Annotated in this window: 5 protein-coding genes; 1 reads left to right on the top strand and 4 read right to left on the bottom strand. The window is 67.8% G+C overall.

The annotated features are described in order from the left end of the window. Window positions 1-35: 35 nt before the first annotated feature. Both GR303_RS13590 and GR303_RS13585 read right to left on the bottom strand, forming a co-directional pair. Window positions 36-1,238: a polysaccharide lyase family 7 protein gene (locus GR303_RS13590; protein WP_161722785.1), complete on the bottom strand. Its 1,203-nt coding sequence runs from the start codon at window positions 1,236-1,238 to the stop codon at window positions 36-38. A gap of 99 nt (window positions 1,239-1,337) precedes the next feature. Further along, complete coding sequence (locus GR303_RS13585) at window positions 1,338-1,760, bottom strand: Lrp/AsnC family transcriptional regulator (RefSeq protein WP_161722784.1); 423 nt, start codon at window positions 1,758-1,760, stop codon at window positions 1,338-1,340. A gap of 130 nt (window positions 1,761-1,890) precedes the next feature. Between GR303_RS13585 and GR303_RS13580 the strand changes: the two genes are divergently transcribed. Continuing rightward, entirely contained in the window at window positions 1,891-2,664 is a 774-nt protein-coding gene (locus tag GR303_RS13580; RefSeq protein WP_161722783.1) for a carbon-nitrogen hydrolase family protein, read from the top strand. Window positions 2,665-2,705: 41 nt separating this feature from the next. Here GR303_RS13580 and GR303_RS13575 read toward each other — a convergent pair whose 3' ends face one another. Then, complete coding sequence (locus GR303_RS13575; protein WP_161722782.1) at window positions 2,706-6,737, bottom strand: hybrid sensor histidine kinase/response regulator; 4,032 nt, start codon at window positions 6,735-6,737, stop codon at window positions 2,706-2,708. Between the two features lie 171 nt (window positions 6,738-6,908). Next, window positions 6,909-18,386: an Ig-like domain-containing protein gene (locus GR303_RS13570; protein ID WP_161722781.1), complete on the bottom strand. Its 11,478-nt coding sequence runs from the start codon at window positions 18,384-18,386 to the stop codon at window positions 6,909-6,911. Between the last annotated feature and the right edge of the window lie 4 nt (window positions 18,387-18,390).

Raw genomic sequence — 18,390 nt, 5'->3', positions numbered from 1 at the left:
GCTGGGCGCGCAATCCTTAAGGCTGCCAGCCTCCGCTAGACGATGAACAGATCCTTGTGCGTCAGCAACGTTCCGGCTTTAAGCCGCGCGAACTCGATAGCGCCCTTGGAGCCTGATCCATCGGGATCATAGGCCAGGATGCCGGTCTTCCTGTCATAGAGCACATAGTCGTTCTTATCCTTCGCTCTCAGGCCATCGACAAAGAGGTCCTTTTTCAATGGAGCCGGCTGGCTCGGCTTTCCTTTGCCGAGCGCGGTGAAGATCCGATCGTCGAGCCAGATCGAGTCGCTTCCGGCGCTGAAATCCTGGATCCTGTCGAAATTGACGCTCCGATCCGTCTTGGATGTTCCGAGCTTGGTGTCGAACACGAAGACGTCCTTTCCCCCACCGCCGTGAAGAACGTCGTTGCCATAGCCGCTGTAGAAGATGTCCGGGCTGGCCTTGCCGTTCAGGATGTTCTTCCCGGCATCCCCCTTGATCGGCGCAGCCCCCGATTTCTGGGAGATTGCCTTGGCGCTGTGGGAAAAGGACAGGGCATAGAACGATACCTGCCCATAACCTGTGCCCTGGGTTTCATTGACCCCCAGGTAGGCGCCGGCCTTGAAGTAGAAGGCGTCGGACTGCCAGACGCTGTTGATCTTGGAGACGGACTTGTAGATCTGGCCGTCGGCGTAGACCGTCACCTCGAGATTGTCGCCCTTGGCGTTGATCGTGTAGGAGAAGCGCTCGTCGAGCGACACGCTCGGCTGCTGGCCCGAGGCGTTGACGAAGTAGAACTTCTGCTCGGTGTTGTTGGAGCCGGCCTGGTCGTTGGCGAAGTAGAGCTTGCCGTTCTCCCAGTACAGACGCACCAGCTCGTCGTCCTTGCCGTGGATCTGGCCGACGACGATGCGACCCGGCTTGCCGTTGAACTTGATCGGCGCGTGGTCGATCTCGAGGGTTGCGGACATGACGCCCCCCTGCGCCAGTGTCCAGGCGGCCTTCGCCGTACCTTTCATCTCGCGCAGCTCGGAGCGGGCATAGGAGGAGCCGCTGGTGGTGGCGCCCTCCACCGGAGCGACGAAGGTCATCGCGCCGTCGGGACCGGTGAAGAAATACTTGGAATGCTTGTAGCCGGATAGGTTCTTCACCTCGATGGCCCTGCCGGCGAAACCGCCGCCCGTGTCGATGGGAAGGCCGATCTTCCAGTTTGCCAGGTTGAAGTTGCGGCTGGGAGCTGCGCGAGGATCGAGAGGCATGGGAACGACACCGGAGCTGACTGAAAGCAGCTTAAGGCATCAAGATTGCTTGAGCCTGATTTCCCGTTCGGAAGGTTAATGCTCTGCCTCGAACCGGCATCACTTCCGTCTTGTCATCCGTACGCTGCTCTCCGTCTCCACCACGTCCGGCAGCTTGCGGATGGCGAGCAGCACCGTATCGAGCTCGCTCATCGTGCGGACACGGATGTCGACGATCAGATCGAAGCGCCCGCTTAAGGTATGAATGGAGGTCACAGCCTCCATTCTCCTGATGGCATTGATGGTGGGGGCGCTGTCCTTGGCCGTGAGCCGCACCAGCACGAAGGCTTCGATCAGCCTTTCGGCCTCTCCGGTTCCCAGTTCGACCGTGAATCGGCGGATGATGCCGAGATCGACGAGCCTCTCGATCCGGCTTTGGACCGTCGCCCGGGAGATCCGAAGCTTCCGCGCCATGTCGGCAGCCGGGCGGCGGGCATTGTCCGCGAGCAGCAGGAGCAGGTCTTCGTCGAGCCGATCGAGCATGTGAGCATATCGCCAATCTGAGCAGTCATTCTGCTGAATAAGTGGGCTACCTGTTTACAGAAGGATGCTTTCTGCTGCCACCAGGTGATGCCAAGCTGGCGGCCTTCATCGGGAAGAAAGCCAAGACGCCATGAAAGTCACCGTCTGCCAGATCGACTGCCGCCCTGATCGCCTCGATGAGGCCTTGGAGGGCCTCGCCGCCCACATGGCAAGGGAGAAGTCGGACTTCCTGCTCCTTCCGGAGATGTGCTTCAGCGAGTGGCTCGCGGCCGATCCGGTGCCGGACGGCAACCGCTGGCAGGAGGCGGTGGCCTCGCACGAACGTTACATCGCGCGCCTGTCCGCCCTGAACGCCAAGGCCGCCATGGGCACTCGGCCCATCGTCCTGCCCCACGGCAGCCGGCGGAACCAGGCTTATGTCTGGACGGAGGCCACGGGCGCCGTTCCCGTTCACGAGAAATACTACCTCCCGGACGAGGAGAGCTATTACGAGCACCGCTGGTACGAGCGCGGCGAGCGCGCCTTCGACATCGCCCGGGTGCTGGACATGCGGGTCGGCGTTCAGATCTGCACGGAGATGTGGTTCTTCGAATGGGCGCGCCACTATGCGGCGGGCCGCGCCGATCTCCTGTGCGTTCCCCGTGCGACGCCGCACGGCTCCACCCGCAAGTGGCTGGCCGGCGGCCAGGCGGCGGCGGTCTGCTCGGGCGCCTATTGCCTGTCCTCGAACCTCTGGGCGCCGGAAGGATACAAGGCCAATTGCGGCGGGCTCGGCTGGGTGGTGGACCCGGAGGGCAACGTGCTGGCCGAGACCACCCCGGAGGCGCCCTACGCCACCGTGGAGATCGACCTCGCCTTCGCGCGCGCCAGCAAGAGCACCTATCCGCGTTACGTGCCGGAATAGCCGGGCAGCCCCTTCCGGAATGTGGACGCTGCCGCGCCCTTTCACTGCGATGCGGTGAACCCTGTAAGCTTCGACAGGGCGCCGAGGCTCTCCGCAAGCTCGCTCTGCCGGAACGGCTTGGTCAGCCTCGGAAGATCGAGGCTGATGCCCTCGTCCTCGGCATAGCCGGAGATGATCAGGACCGGCATCGCGGGCCGCCTTGCCTTCAGAAGCCGGGCGAGGTCCGTGCCGGTCAAGCCAGGCATCAGGTGATCGGTGAGGACCACGTCGGGCTCCAGTCCGCCCTCGATGAGCGCCAGCGCCTCCTCGGCCGACGATGTCTCGACCACCGCGTAACCCAGATCCGAGAGCATGTCCGCCGTGCTTGCCCGCACGATGGGCTCGTCGTCGACGAGCAGGGCCGTTCCTGCCGCGGCAAGGGGCACCGCGTCCGGCGCCCTGTCCAGCTGATGACCCGTCTGTGTCGCCACCGGCAGCCACAGCTCGACGCTCGTTCCCATGCCGGGCTTGCTCCGGATCGTGAGCGCCCCGCCAAGCTGGGCGGCGAGGCCATGCACCATCGAAAGGCCAAGGCCTGTGCCTTTGCCGATCCCTTTCGTGGAGAAGAACGGCTCGATGGCCCGTGCCAGCGTCGTCTCGTCCATGCCGATCCCCGTGTCGGAAATCGACAGCCGCACATAGCGGCCGCCCGGCAGATTCGAACGATGCCCTTCCTGCAGCATCTCCTCCGCCGCGGCAATCGTGAGCTGGCCCCCATCGGGCATGGCATCGCGCGCATTCACGGCCAGGTTCAGAATCGCCATTTCGAGCTGGTTGGGGTCGGCCTTGACCGGCGGCAGATCCTTCTTGACGTCGACCACCACCTTCACCCGCGGACCCGAGGTGCTGGCCACGAGGTCCGCCATGCCTCCGACGAGCTGCGGCAGGTCGACGGCCATGGGCTGCAGCGGCTGGCGGCGTGCGAATGCCAGGAGGCGCTGCACCAGCGTCTTGGCGCGCTCGGCCGACTGGAGCGCTCCGTCGACCAGCCGCCGCAGACGCTCATCCGCGACCCGGCGCTGGAGCATGTCGAGACCGCCGATGATCGGGGTCAGCAGGTTGTTGAAGTCGTGCGCCACACCACCCGTGAGTTGGCCCATGCTCTCCAGCTTCTGGCTCTGGCGCAGCGCCTCCTGCACCTGCTCGAGTTCTGCCCGGCGCTGCTTCTCCTCGGTGACGTCTCGGCCGTAGGCATAAACGAGGTCGCCCTCGACGGCCGTGTGCCAGGAGATCCAGCGATAGCCTCCATCCTTGTGGCGGTAGCGGTTCTCGAAGTCGGTGAGGTCGCGTCCGGCGGATGCGTCGTCGAGGCCGCCCTGCGTCAGATCCGTATCGTCGGGCCAGATGAAGTCGAGATAGCTCTTGCCCACCACCTCCTCCGGCGTATGGCCGAGGACGCGTTCCCATGCCGGGCTGATGGCGCGGAAGATCCCGTCGGAACCCACCACCACGAGAAGATCGCGCGAGTTGCGCCAGACCCGGTCGCGCTCGGCCGTGGCTTCGGCAACCCGCTGCTCCAACGTCTCATTGAGCCGGCGCAGCTTCCTCCGGCTCTCCACGAGCGCGGCTTCAGTCCGCTTGCGATCGGTGATGTCGATCGATGTCCCGATCAGCCCAATGACCTCCCCGGCCCTGTTCCGAAGCGGCGCTTTGGTTGACAACCAGATTGCGGGCGTACCGTCGGGTCTGCGAACCTCTTCCTCGATCTGCTCCGATACGCCGGCTTCCATGATGCGCCGGTCGTTGGCCATGACGATTTCGGCCTGGACCTTGTCGTCGAGGAACTCTGCATCCGTCCGACCAAGATATTCCTCCGGCGGCTTGCCGATGAGTTCGGTCGTCCCGTGATTGGCCATGAGCATGCGGCCCTCGCGGTCCTTGGCATAGACCACGCCCGGCACCGCTTCGATGAAGGTGTGCAGCAACGCCGTTGCCCGGTCGCGCTCGGCCTCCGCCGCCCGTCGCTCCTCGATGTCGAGCAGCACGCCCGGGAAGCGCACGGGGGATCCATCGTCCGCGAGCTCGACGCGCCCGTTTGCCTCGATCCAGCGGAAACCGCCATCGTGCTGCCGCACCCGGTACTCGCAGCGGTAGGGCCCACCGCGGCCCAGGGCTTCGGCGACCGCGCCCGCCACACGGGACCGATCCTCCTCATGGATCGAGGTCATCACCTGCTCGAGCGGCAGGCCGATGCGGCAGAGTTCCGGATCCAGGCCGAAGGACCGGGCAAAGCGCTCGTCGGCGGTGAACCGATCACCCGGCACATCCCAGACCCAGGTACCGACGATCGCGCCGGCATCCAGCGCAAGCTGGATGCGCTCGGAGGATTCCCGCAGCCTCGCCTCGATCTGCTTGCGCTCGGTGATGTCGCGGGCAAGCCCCAGGATGCCGATCACCGTTCCGTCGGGCGAGCGAAGCGGGACCTTGGCGCTCAGGAAGGTGCGCTCCTCGTTGCGGGTGCTGTCATGCACCACCTCCTCGTTGTCCAGGGCAGCGCCGTCGCGGAGGATACGCTCGTCCTCCGCATCGTAGAACAGGGCGCGTTCTTCCGGCAGCAGGTCGCGATTGCGCAGTCCAGGCAGCTCCTTGCGGGATCGGCCGATCACCCGGGCTGCGGCGGAGTTGACGAGCACAAAACGCCCGTCCTCGTCTTTGGTCCAGATCGGATCGGGGGCGGTTTCGATCAGAAGCTCCAGCAAGGTCGCCGTCCGGCGCGCCTCGGCCTCGCTTGCGCGCAGCCGCTCCTCGGCATGCCGCTGCTCGGTGACGTCGGCGTCGTAGCCGACCATCCGGACTGCTTGGCCGCTCTCGTCGCGAACGACCCTCCCGCGGGTCGATGTCCATCGGATTGAGCCGTCGGGCTTCAGCATCCGGAACTCGGCGGCGTAGTCGGCATCGCCCATCAACGCACGCTTGAGTGCCGCCTCGACTTCGAGTCGATCGTCGGGATGCACAAGCTGGAGAAAGTCCTGGAATGTGCCGCCGAAGCCCTGTTCCCTCAGCCCGGTTGCATCCAGCAGACTGTCGGACCAGGTCACCCTCCCGGAGGGAATGTCCCATTCCCAGGCTGCGAGGCCACCGGCGGCGAAGGCGAGCCGCAGTCGCTCCTCGCTCCCGCGTACCTGCAACTCAGTCCGGCGGATCTCGGAGAGATCCGCGAAGGTGACGGCGAAGCCGTCTCCGACCTTGGCTGCGATGACGCGGATGAAGACGTCCACGCCTTCATGCCGGTATGTGAACTCGCTCGTCCAGGGCCTGCCGGTCTCGACCACGCGGGCATAGGCGTCGAACAGCCCCTCGTCGCGGTTGGCGGGCATCTCCTCGAGCAGACGGCGGCCGACGAACCAGTCCCGCGGCTTGCCAACGATCCGCTCGGCGGCCTCGTTGGCATAGACCCAGCGGAAATCCACGAGCTGGTTGCTCCCGTCCCGTACGGCCTCAAGCACCATGAAGCCGTCGATGGAGGTCTCCTGCACCGCCCGGAAGCGTGCCTCGCTCTCGCGCAGGCGCCGCTCAGCCAGAACTTGGCGCGTGGTCTCGGTGCAGGCGCAGAACAGGCCGGCGACAGCTCCAGTCTCATCGCGCACGGGCGAGTAGAAGAACGAGAAGTGGGTTTCTTCCGGATAGCCGCGACGGTGCATGGTGAGTTCGATCTCGTCCATCTGCACGGGCTCGCCTTGATAGGCCTGCTCGACGATCGGCACGAGATCGGCTCGGATCTCATGCCATACCTCGAGAAAGTCGCGGCCCAGGGCGGAGGGATGCTTGTTGGCGAGAATCTCGCTGTAGGGATCGTTGTAGAGCAGCGTGCGAGTCGCACCCCAGGCGACGAACATCGGCTGGTTCGAGCCCAGCATGATGCTGACCAGGGTCTTGAGGGCTTGCGGCCAGCCCTCCGGTGGCCCGAGGGGGGTTGCGGACCACCGGTGCGCACGCATGAGCGCGCCCGCGGCGCCTCCGCCGGACAGGAAGCTGAGAACCGACGGTGACCGGCCGGAAGCCTTCTCGGAAGACGGCGGGAGCGAGTGTCTCATGGAGAAGGCGCACCAGGGTTGATGGCGGCGAAGGGTTGCCTCCGAGCCTTAGATCGGGCCGCGCCGCTGCAAGTCAACGCTTAGCTGCCGACTTTCCAGGAGGATCCGGCAGGTCAGGTTGCTCCGGGTTCAGAACGGGGTCCGCATGAGAGCCCCGTTCTGCCGTCTCCTTCAGGTCCAATGAACCCTGTTCGCCTCGACCTGAAGGGGATCGATCCCCTGAACAGGATCGGGCGCAGGCTGGCTGAGGTCCGCAGCCGCTTGCGCTTCAGACCCCGGAGCGCCGTCGGCGTCGATCTGCTCCGTCCATGAGCCGGCCTCGCTGGCGCCGGCCTCCTGCGTGTCGTCGGACATCAGGACGAGGTAGTCCATTCCGGCGTCGCTCTGCGTCTGCTGAGAGGAGGCTGCGGCTGCCGAGGCACGGGCTGGAGCGGGGGGTGGCTCCGCCTCGTCCACGATGACGTCGACGCTTCTTTGCGTGGAGGCCGCTCCCTCGCTGTCGAACAGCGTCACCGCGATCGTGCGGGAGCCTGCCGCAAGACCGGAGGTATGGCCGCTCTCGAGCACCAGGGATTGCAGAACCGCCGCATAGGTCTCCGGAGGGGCCTGGCCGCTCAGGGTCAGCGTGCCTGCCGCAAAACCGCCGCCGACAACCTCAATTCCCGTATCGCCGACCATCATGCGCCCATTCTCGACATGAAGGGTGTAGCCGTCGAGGTCGAGGCTGTCGCCGGGCTGCCCCCCCGACAGGGTGATCGTCGCCCCGCCGAGCCGGGCGCTGTCCCGGTCGTCCGCCTCCACGAGGCTGAACGCGTCGGCCTGGCGAGCTCCTGCATCCACGGGGCTTGCACCGGTGACAGCGAGATCGGGCGCATCGTTCACCGCGTTTGCGGTCACCGTGAACGAGCGCGTGGTCGTCGCCGACTGCCCGCCGGTCTCCGTGCCGGTGGCACGAAGCGTCAGATGCAGCGTGCCGTTCCAATCGGGCGCCGGTGTCAGCGCCAGATGCGGCAGGTCGGCGGAGTTTACGCTCCAGCTGCCGTCCGGCTGGCGGGTGCCATGGGAGAGCGTAGCGCCCGAGGGCACCCCGAGGATCGCCAGCGACAGAACCTCCGAGCCGTCGGTGTCCGCCAGCACGGCCGAGAGTTCGAGCGGGATCGGCTGGTCCTCCCGGCCTGCCGCATCATGCACGGTCACCACCGGCGCATCCGCCACCGCCGTGACCACCACATTGTGCGTGCCTGTCACCACGCGACTCGCGCTCGTCCCGGCGCCGCTGTCCGTCACGGTGGCCGTGAGCGTCAGGGTGAAGTCATTGTCGCTGTTGGCAGCCGGCTGCAGCAGCACCCGTCCTGCCTGCAGATCCGCGGTGGCCACCTGCCACACCCCCGGCGCGGTTTGCGTGCCGTGGCTCAGGCTCGCGCCCGCCGGCACGCCCGACACCTGGGTGAAGGCCGACCAGGCCTCCGAGCCGTCCAGGTCCTGCAGGGTGAAGGTGGGCTTGATCAGGATCGGCGTGTCCTCCGCCCCCGTGCTCGACCCGCTGGTAGTGGCCGCATCGACGACTGGGTTGACGCTCACCGTGAAGGTTGCGGCCGTACGGGCGCTGCCGCCGGTGCTCTCGGTGGCGATGCCGGTGAGCGTGAGAGCATACTGGCCCGAGAAGTTGGCGGGCGGGGTGAGGGTCAGCCCGGTGAGCTGGGCGGGGGTGAGCAGCCAGGAGCCGTCCGCCTGCTTGGTGCCGGCCGAGAGGCTGGCGCCTGAGGGCAAACCGCTGAGCACGAAGCTCAGGCTCTCCGAACCGTCCGTGTCGCGCAGCGCCCCGCCCAGGCCGGCAAGGCTCACCGCCTGGTCCTCCGAGCCCTGCAAGTCGCGAACAACCACATCGGGCGCATCCGCCACGGCTCCCACCTGCAGGCGCAGGGTGGTTTCGGCAGTAGCGGTACCTCCGGTGGCGCCCTCACGAGAGATGGCCCGCAGGGTCAGCTCGAACGATCCGGAGAAGTTCTGCGGCGGCGTGATGGCCACGTGCGGCAGATCGGCAGGATCGACGCTCCAGCTGCCGTCCGCCTGGCGGGTGCCATGGGAGAGCGTGGCGCCTGCCGGCACCCCGAGGATCGCCAGCGACAGAACCTCCGAGCCGTCGCGGTCGGTCAGGGCAGCGGCGAGACTTAAGGGAATCGGCTGGTCCTCGAGGCCGGTGGTGTCGCGCGCGCTCACCACGGGGGCATCCGCCTCCGCCGTCACCTGCACCTGGAACGTGGCGCGCGTTGTCGACACCGAGCCGTTGGAGGTCTCGCGGGCATGCGCCAGCAGGGTCAGGGAGACGGAGCCGCTCCAGTCGGCGGGCGGGGTCAGCGTGAGGCCGGAGAGCTGGGAGGGGGTAAGGGTCCAGGAGCCGTCGCCGTTGTTGAGCCCGGCGGAAAGACGCGCCCCCTCCGGCAGGCCGGTGAGCACCACCGAGAGCACCTCAGAGCCATCCCTGTCAACGAGAGCCGCCGACAGGTTGAGCGCCACCGGCCGGTCCTCCTGCCCTGTAGCGTCGTGGACGACGACATCCGGCGCATCGGCCGCAGCCGTCACTCGAACGGACACCCGCTCGGAGGTGCTGCGGGTGTCTCCGTTGCTCACCTCCCGCACGGTTGCGGTCACCGTCACGTCGAAGGTGCCGAACCTGTCGGCAGGCGGGATCAGGCGCACGTCCGACAGGCGAGCCGGATCGACCGACCAGGTGCCGTTTCCGTTGTCCGTGACGCCGGCGCCTTCGATGCGCGCTCCTGCCGGAAGGCCTGAGAGCAGCACGGCGGTCACGGTCTCGCTGCCGTCACCGTCCCCGGGCCGGATGTTGAGGTTGAGCGCCACCGCCGCATCCTCTGCCGCCGTGGCAGGTGCAGCACTGATGACAGCGCTGTCGGCCACCGCCGTCACAGCGATGTCGAGCTGCTGCATCGTGGTCGCCTCGTCGCCTGTTGCCTCCGTGGAAACGGCGGTCACTGTTAGGGAGATCGTGCCAGAGTAATTGGCAGGCGGTACCAAGCTGACGCCATCGAGCTGATCCGGCTGCAGCACCCAGGCGCCTGTCGCGGGATCCCGCACACCCGCCGTGAGGCGCGCGCCAGCGGGCACGCCGTCGATCCGGATGCCTAGAGTTTCACGGCCGCCATCGTTGTTGGCGAGATCCGCGCTGATCGCGAGGGGCACCGCCCGATCCTCGAGGGTAGCCGCATCCGAAACCTCCAGGACGGGCTCTTGGGCGGCCGGAGCAGTCCCGGGCCCGGTTCCCGATCCGTCCCCTCCCCCGGTTCCGCCGCCTGCAGGCGCCGTCACTGTCACCGGGAGCATCTCGGTTCGAACAGCCTGGTCGCCCTCCCGCTCGGTGGCCACCGCCGTGACCGTCAGGGTGAAGCTGCCGCTGAAGCCCGCGGGTGGGCGGATCTGCAGGGTGGGGAGGGAGGCGACCGGCACCAGCCACACGCCGTTGCCGGCGGGAATGCCGGCCGAGAGGGAGGCGCCCTGCGGCACGTCCCTGATCCAGATCGTCAGCGATTCGGATCCATCGGTGTCCGACGGTGCCGCCGTGACATCCAGCGGGATCCACCCGTCGTCCGCGCTGGTGCTGTTATGACCTGATCCGGTCGACGGGTCGGGAATGAGAACCGGATTATCCGCATCTCCTGCCGGATCGACCACCATCCGGCCGCCGATCGTCGTCAGCACGCCGCCGGAATCCTCCACCGTCATGCGCACCGTGAGGGTCGCCGCTTGGTCGCTGTCATGCGGCATGGTCAGGGTGACGCCTTCCATGCGGCTCGAGGGAACGCGGTAGAGGCCATCCGGACCGGCATTCACCACGCTGTTGTCGGCAAGCCTCAAGACTGCGCCCGGAGGGATGCCGCCGATGAGGATGTCGCCCACCACCTTTTCGGACCCGTCGCGGTCCGCCAGGCCCGGATCGAGGCGCAGCGGGATCGGCTGATCCTCCGCTCCGCGCATGGAGCCCCAGTTGCCGGACGTTCCGTCGAGCCCGCCCACGGCGGGCGCGTCGAGGACGGCGCCCACGGTGACCGGGAAGGTGACCCGGGTGGAGGCCTGATCGCCGCCGTTGCGCTCCTGCGAGACGGCGGTGACGGTGAGGTTGATCGTGCCGGCAAAATCGGCCGGAGGCGTCAGCACCACCGTTCTGGCTTCTTCGGCAGTCAGCGACCAGACGCCCGGGCCCCGATAGGTGCCGGCGGACAGGTTGGCGCCCTCCGGCAGGCCGGAGATGACGAAGCTGAGCGTCTCCGAACCGTCGGCATCCGGCAGGGTCGCCGCCAGGTTCAGCGGAATGCCGGTGTCTTCCGATCCGCTCGCGCTCGCCACCGTCATGACGGGAGCGTCCGCGTCGGCCCGGACGGTGACCGGCAGGGTCATCGGGGTGCTCTCGGCGCGGCTGCCGTTCGGCTCTGCCGAGATGGCGGTGACCCGCAGCGTGAAATCAGCGTCGGAGTTGGGCGGCGGCGTGACCGTCAGGGTGCTGATCGCCCCAGGCTGCACGAGCACGGAGCCGTCGGGCTCACGCGTCAGCACGAGGCCGCCGGCCCTCACCACCGCGCCGTCCGGCACGTCCATGAGCCTGATGGCAACGAGGCTCTCGGAATTGTCGCGATCGGTCGTCCAGGCGCTCACATTGAGCGGAATGGCGTGGTCCTCGTCGCCCACGGCAGGGCTGACACGCAGCCCCGGCGCATCGGCGACGCCTTCCACCTGCACCTGGAAGTTTACGGTCGTCGTCCGCTGCGCCCCGCCATTGGTCTCTCGCGAGGTGGCTTGCAGGGTCAGGTTGATCGGGCCGGAGAAATCGCGCGCCGGCGTAAGCGAAACATTCGGCAGATCGGCGGGCTGAACGACCCAGTTCCCGTTCGAAAGACGCGTTCCGTGCGAGAGCATTGCACCGGCAGGAACGCCGAGAATCGTGACCGTGAGCGTCTCCGACCCGTCCGTATCCGTCAAAGCAGCGGACAGGTTGAGCCGGATCGCCGTGTCCTCGTTGCCGGCAACGTTGGCGGCAGTAGCGACAGGCGCATCCGCAACGGCATTCACCGTAACCCTGCTGGTGCCGGTCACCGTGCGGCTCACGCTCGTGCCGTTGCCGGTGTCCGTCTGGGTGGCCGTGAATGTCAGGGTGAAGTCGTTGTCGCTGTTCTGCGGCGGACGGATCGCAATCCGCTGCCCGATGAGATCGGACGTGGGCACCTGCCACGTGCCGGGCGAGACCTCGACCATGCGGGTGCTGCCCTTGAGCACCGCTCCGGCCGGAACGCCCGATATGAGCGTGAACTCCGACCAGGTCTCCGAGCCGTCCCGGTCATTGAGGGTGAAGGTCGGGCGCAGCGTGATGTCCGTGTCTTCCGATCCGGAGACATTGCCGCCGATGCTGCTGGTGTCGAGCACCGGATTGAGGCGAACGTTGAACTCGCCGCTGGTGCGGGCGGTCGGCTTCCCATCCGACGCCTCCGTTGCAACCGCCGTCAGCTTCAGGGGCAGGCTGCCCGAGAAGTTGGCGGGCGGGGTGAGGGTCAGCCCGGTGAGCTGGGCGGGGGTGAGCAGCCAGGAGCCGTCCGCCTGCTTGGTGCCGGCCGAGAGGCTGGCGCCTGAGGGCAAACCGCTGAGCACGAAGCTCAGGCTCTCCGAACCGTCCGTGTCGCGCAGCGCCCCGCCCAGGCCGGCAAGGCTCACCGCCTGGTCCTCCGAGCCCTGGAAGTCGCGAACAACCACATCGGGCGCATCCGCCACGGCCTGAACATGCACCCGGAACGGGGTTTCACGGGAGGCGACGGAGCCGTTCGCGCTTTCCCGCGACGTCACATGCAGGCTGAGGTCGAGATTGCCGGAGAAGTTGCCGGGCGAGGTGAGCGACAGACGCGGCAGATCGGCCGGATCGACGCTCCAGCTCCCATCGGCCTGACGCGTGCCGTGGGACAGCGAGAAGCCGGCCGGCACGCCGGTGATGCTCGCCGACAGCGCTTCCGAGCCGTCCGTGTCGCTCAAGGCCGCCGACAGGGCGAGCGGGATCGGGTTATCCTCGAGACCGCTGACGTTGCCGGCGCTCGTCACGGGCGCATCGGCCACCGCCTCGACCTCGACCCGGAGCGAGGCCTCCGTGACGGCGCTCCCGCCCGTCGCCTCCCGGGAGGTTGCCCGCACGCGCAGATCGATCGGGCCGGAAAAGTCCCGCGGCGGGGTGATCGTCAGATGCGGCAGGTCGGCCGGGGACACACTCCAGCTGCCGTCCGGCTGACGCGAGCCATGGGACAGCGCGGCGCCTGCCGGCACGCCGAGGATCGCCACCGACAGCATCTCGGAGCCGTCCGTGTCGGTGAGCGCGGCGGAGACGTTGACGGGAATGGCGCTGTCCTCGCGGCCTGCAGCATCGGCTACGTGCAGCGACGGCGTGTCGGCCACCGCCTCGACCTCGACCGTGAGCGTGGCCTCCGTGGTGGCGGTCTGTCCTGTGGCTTCCCGGGAGGTTGCCCGCACGCGCAGATCGATCGGGCCGGAGAAGTTGTGGGGTGGGGTGAGTGCAAGATGCGGCAGGTCGGCCGGATCGATGCTCCAGCTGCCGTCGGCCTGCCTGCTGCCGTGCGAGAGCGCGGCGCCTGCCGGCACGCCGAAGATGCTGATCGCGAGCGTCTCGGACCCATCGGCATCGGTGAGCGCGGCGGAGAGGTTCAGGGCAATCGCCTCGTCCTCGCGGCCTGCAGCATCGGCCGACTGCAGCGACGGCGCATCCGCCGCCCCCTCCACCTGTACCCTGAAGGTTGACCGGGTGGTGGCCACCGAGCCGTTCGACGTCTCGCGGGCATGCGCCAGCACGGTGATGCTGACGGCGCCGCTCCAGTCGGCGGGCGGGGTCAGGGTGAGGCCGGAGAGCTGGGCGGGGGTGAGGGTCCAGGAGCCGTCGCCGTTGTTGAGCCCGGCGGAAAGACGCGCCCCCTCCGGCAGGCCGGAGATGACGATGGAGAGCACCTCCGACCCATCCCTGTCGACGAGAGCCGCCGAGAGATCGAGCGCCACCGGCCGATCCTCCTGACCCGCCGCATCGTGCGCCTGCAGAACAGGCGCATCCGCCACAGCCTCAACCCGAACACGGAAGTCGGCGCGACTGGACGCCGTCGAACCCTCGGATGTTTCTGCCTCAATGGCCAAGTCGATTTGTCCCGAGAAATTCCTGGGCGGAAGCAAGGAAAGATGCGGCAGATCGGCCGGATCGACGCTCCAGCTTCCATCGGCCTGGCGCATGCCATGAGAGAGGGAAGCCCCCTCTGGCATGCCGGAGATCACGATCGATAGGACCTCCGAACCGTCGGTGTCGGTCAGTGCAGCGGACAGATCGAGTGGGATCGCCTGATCCTCCAGGCCGAGCGCGTCATGTGCCCGCAGCGACGGATCATCCGCAACTCCTTGCACCTGAACCTGGATCCTCGCCTGCGTCGTGGCCGTAGACCCATTTGAGATCTCACGCGTCGTTGCCTGCAGGTCGAGATCGATCGTCCCGGAAAAGTCCCGCGGCGGTGTCAGCACAAGATGAGGGAGGTCAACCGCCGCCACGCTCCAGCTGCCATCCGGCTGGCGCGTGCCATGGGAAAGAGATGCCCCATCCGGAAGACCGAGGATGCTCACCGACAGCTTTTCAGAGCCGTCGGTGTCACTCAGGGCTGCCGAGAGGTCGAGCGGGATCGCTCGATCCTCCTGCCCGCTGGCATCCCGTGCGCTCACCACCGGCGCATCCGCCACCGCCTCCACATGGACCGTGAATGGAAGCGAACGGGTGCTCGTCGCGCCTGTCGATGTCTCTGTTGTCACCGCTTTGAGGGACAGGGCAAGCGTTCCGCTCCAATTGGGTGCGGGCATGAGGGTAAGGTTCGGCAGATCGGCGGGATCGACACTCCAGCTGCCGTCCGGCTGACGCGTGCCGTGGGACAGCGCGGCGCCTGCCGGCACGCCGAGGATCGCCACCGACAGCATCTCGGAGCCGTCCGTGTCGGTCAGGGCTGAGGATAGATTCAGGACAATAGGGGTGTCCTCGCGGCCAGCGGCGTCCGCCACCCTTAGCGACGGCGCGTCGGCCACAGCCTCCGCCTGCACCTGGAAGGTAGCGCGGGTGGTGGCCACTGAGCCGTTCGACGTCTCACGGGCGGCCGCCGTTGCCGTGAGCGTGACGGCGCCGCTCCAGTCGGCGGGCGGAGTCAGGGTGAGGTCGGAGAGCTGGGAGGGAGCAAGGGTCCAGGTGCCGTCGCCATTGTCCGTTCCAGCGGAAAGACGCGCGCCAGCAGGCAGCCCCGCCAGCACGATGGAGAGTACCTCCGACCCGTCCGTGTCGACGAGAGCAGAGGAGAGATCGAGCGGGATGGGCCGATCCTCCTGACCGGCCGCATCATGCACCTGCAGCACCGGCGCATCGGCCACGGCCTCAACCTGGACACGGAAATCGGCGCGGCGGGTGGCGGTCGATCCGTCCGAAGCCTGCGCCTCGACGGTGAGATCGATAGGTCCTGAGAAGTTCTGCGGCGGCAGCAGGGACAGGCGAGGCAGGTCGGACGGATCGACCTGCCAGCTGCCATCGGCGGCTCGGCTGCCGTGGGACAGGGAGGCACCGGCCGGCACGCCGAGAACGGCAATCGACAGAACCTCCGAGCCATCCGTGTCGGTGAGCGCAGCGGACAGATCGAGCGGGATCAGCCGATCTTCCTGCCCCATGGCATCGTGCGCGATCAGGGTCGGATCGTCGGCGACGCCCGCCACCCGCACCTGAAGAGGAGCATGGGTGGTGGCGACGGAACCGTTCGAAGTCTCGCGGGCGGTGGCGCGCACATCGAGCTGGATCGTGCCGGAGAAGTTCTGGGGCGGCGTGAGCGAAAGATTCGGCAAATCGACAGGATCGACACTCCAGCTGCCGTCCGGCTGACGCGTGCCGTGGGAGAGCGTGGCGCCTGCCGGCACGCCGAAGATCGCCACCGACAGCACCTCGGACCCGTCCGTATCCGCCAGCACGGCCGACAGGTCGAGGGAGACAGGCTGGTCCTCGAGTCCGGTGGCATCGCGTGCGCTCACCACGGGCGCGTCCGCCGCAGCCTCCACCTGCACCTGGAAGGTGGCTTGAGTGGTCGCCACCGCACCGGTCGCGCTCTCCCGCGAGCTCGCCTGCAGCGTGAGCTCGAAGTGGCCTGAGAAGTCCCTCGGCGGAGTGATGGAAAGGGCGCTCAAATCATCCGGATCGACGCTCCAGCTGCCGTCCGGCTGACGCGAGCCGCGTGAGAGCACGGCTCCGTCAGGAACCCCGAGGATTTGGACCGACAGAACCTCGGAGCCGTCCACATCCGTCAGGGCCGCCTGCAGGTTCAAGGCAATCGCCCGATCTTCGTGCCCACGCGCATCCTGCGCGCTGACGTCAGGCGCATCAGCCTCGCCGTCGACCTGCACCTGAAACGTGCTGCGAGCAGTGGCCACGGAACCATTCGACACCTCGCGCGCCGTTGCCTGCAGCGTGAGGGTGAAGCGGCCGGAATAATCCTGAGGCGCGGTCAGCGTGAGATGCGCCAGATCGGCCGGGGACACATTCCAGCTGCCGTCGGCCTGGCGCACGCCGTGAGACAGCAGCACGCCATCGGGAATCCCAAGGATGCTGACGGACAGGAGCTCGGACCCATCGCGATCGGTCAGGCCTGCGGAAAGGTCGAGGGCGATCGGCTGACCTTCGCTGGCGGTCACGTCGTGGGCGCTCGTCACGGGCGCATCGGCCACCGCCTCGACCTCGACCCGGAGCGAGGCCTCCGTGACGGCGCTCCCGCCCGTCGCCTCCCGGGAGGTTGCCCGCACGCGCAGATCGATCGGGCCGGAAAAGTCCCGCGGCGGGGTGATCGTCAGATGCGGCAGGTCGGCCGGGGACACACTCCAGCTGCCGTCCGGCTGACGCGAGCCATGGGACAGCGCGGCGCCTGCCGGCACGCCGAGGATCGCCACCGACAGCATCTCGGAGCCGTCCGTGTCGGTGAGCGCGGCGGAGACGTTGACGGGAATGGCGCTGTCCTCGCGGCCTGCAGCATCGGCTACGTGCAGCGACGGCGTGTCGGCCACCGCCTCGACCTCGACCGTGAGCGTGGCCTCCGTGGTGGCGGTCTGTCCTGTGGCTTCCCGGGAGGTTGCCCGCACGCGCAGATCGATCGGGCCGGAGAAGTTGTGGGGTGGGGTGAGTGCAAGATGCGGCAGGTCGGCCGGATCGATGCTCCAGCTGCCGTCGGCCTGCCTGCTGCCGTGCGAGAGCGCGGCGCCTGCCGGCACGCCGAAGATGCTGATCGCGAGCGTCTCGGACCCATCGGCATCGGTGAGCGCGGCGGAGAGGTTCAGGGCAATCGCCTCGTCCTCGCGGCCTGCAGCATCGGCCGACTGCAGCGACGGCGCATCCGCCGCCCCCTCCACCTGTACCCTGAAGGTTGACCGGGTGGTGGCCACCGAGCCGTTCGACGTCTCGCGGGCATGCGCCAGCACGGTGATGCTGACGGCGCCGCTCCAGTCGGCGGGCGGGGTCAGGGTGAGGCCGGAGAGCTGGGCGGGGGTGAGGGTCCAGGAGCCGTCGCCGTTGTTGAGCCCGGCGGAAAGACGCGCCCCCTCCGGCAGGCCGGAGATGACGATGGAGAGCACCTCCGACCCATCCCTGTCGACGAGAGCCGCCGAGAGATCGAGCGCCACCGGCCGATCCTCCTGACCCGCCGCATCGTGCACCTGCAGAACAGGCGCATCCGCCACAGCCTCAACCCGTACACGCAACGACATGCTGACGGTCGAGGCGGCATCGGTGGAGGTCTCGCGCGCCGTCGCCTGGATCGTGAGCTCGAACGATCCGGAGAAGTTCTGCGGCGGCGTGATCGTCAGATCCGCCAAATCGGCCGGATCGACGCTCCAGCTGCCGTCGGCCTGGCGCGTGCCGTGGGACAGGGTGGCGCCGTCCGGCACCCCGAGGATCGTCAGCGACAAAACCTCCGAACCGTCGGTGTCGGTCAGTGCAGCGGACAGATCGAGAGCAATCGCACGATCCTCCAGGCCGGCGGCGTCGGCTACCTGGAGCATGGGCGTCTCGGCCGTGCTGTCCGTGGGCTCCTCCGGCTCCGGCTGTTCGCCGACCGGGGGCGTGACCACGATCCGGTCGTCAGGATCGCTTGACGGAGATGGCGCCGCCGCCTCCCTCGCTGGTGCATCCTCCTCCGAGGGGATGTAGCTGGAGGCTTGAGGCGTCACGAGCCTTCGCTGCATCGCGCCGCTCTGATGGGCTGCGGGCACGGCGAGGGCGAGTTCCGGCGCGACGAGGTCGAGGGACAGTTCCGACGCACCGTTGGGCGCCGGGTCGAGCGGTCTCGCCGCCGGTTCGCTCGGCGTCGGCATCCGCCCCGCCTCGGTCACTGCGATGGCATGCGGAGGAAGTGCCGCGGCTCCCGTCGGCGTCCCCTGGGCCATGCCGAGTCCTGCCGCCGCCTCCGTGCCTCCGACGAGCGTGCCGCCCGCGCTGCCATCGCCGTTCGGCATCGTCCGCTGGACGGCACGAAGAGCCCGCAGGGCCTCCTCGTCCAGAACGCTGGCATCGAAGGGGATCGTGAGGTCAATCTGCTGGGTCATCGGA

Source organism: Microvirga arsenatis, from assembly GCF_009910705.1.
GTDB classification, from domain to species: domain Bacteria; phylum Pseudomonadota; class Alphaproteobacteria; order Rhizobiales; family Beijerinckiaceae; genus Microvirga; species Microvirga arsenatis.
The sequence above is the reverse complement of the archived record's forward strand: the minus strand, read 5'-3'. Positions and strand labels throughout refer to the sequence as shown.

Excerpts from the sequence above, each read along its gene's own strand:
- GR303_RS13590 (WP_161722785.1), bottom strand. The coding sequence starts at position 1,238 with ATGCCTCTCGATCCTCGCGCAGCTCCCAGCCGCAACTTCAACCTGGCA.
- GR303_RS13585 (WP_161722784.1), bottom strand. The coding sequence starts at position 1,760 with ATGCTCGATCGGCTCGACGAAGACCTGCTCCTGCTGCTCGCGGACAAT.
- GR303_RS13580 (WP_161722783.1), top strand. The coding sequence starts at position 1,891 with ATGAAAGTCACCGTCTGCCAGATCGACTGCCGCCCTGATCGCCTCGAT.
- GR303_RS13575 (WP_161722782.1), bottom strand. The coding sequence starts at position 6,737 with ATGAGACACTCGCTCCCGCCGTCTTCCGAGAAGGCTTCCGGCCGGTCA.
- GR303_RS13570 (WP_161722781.1), bottom strand. The coding sequence starts at position 18,386 with ATGACCCAGCAGATTGACCTCACGATCCCCTTCGATGCCAGCGTTCTG.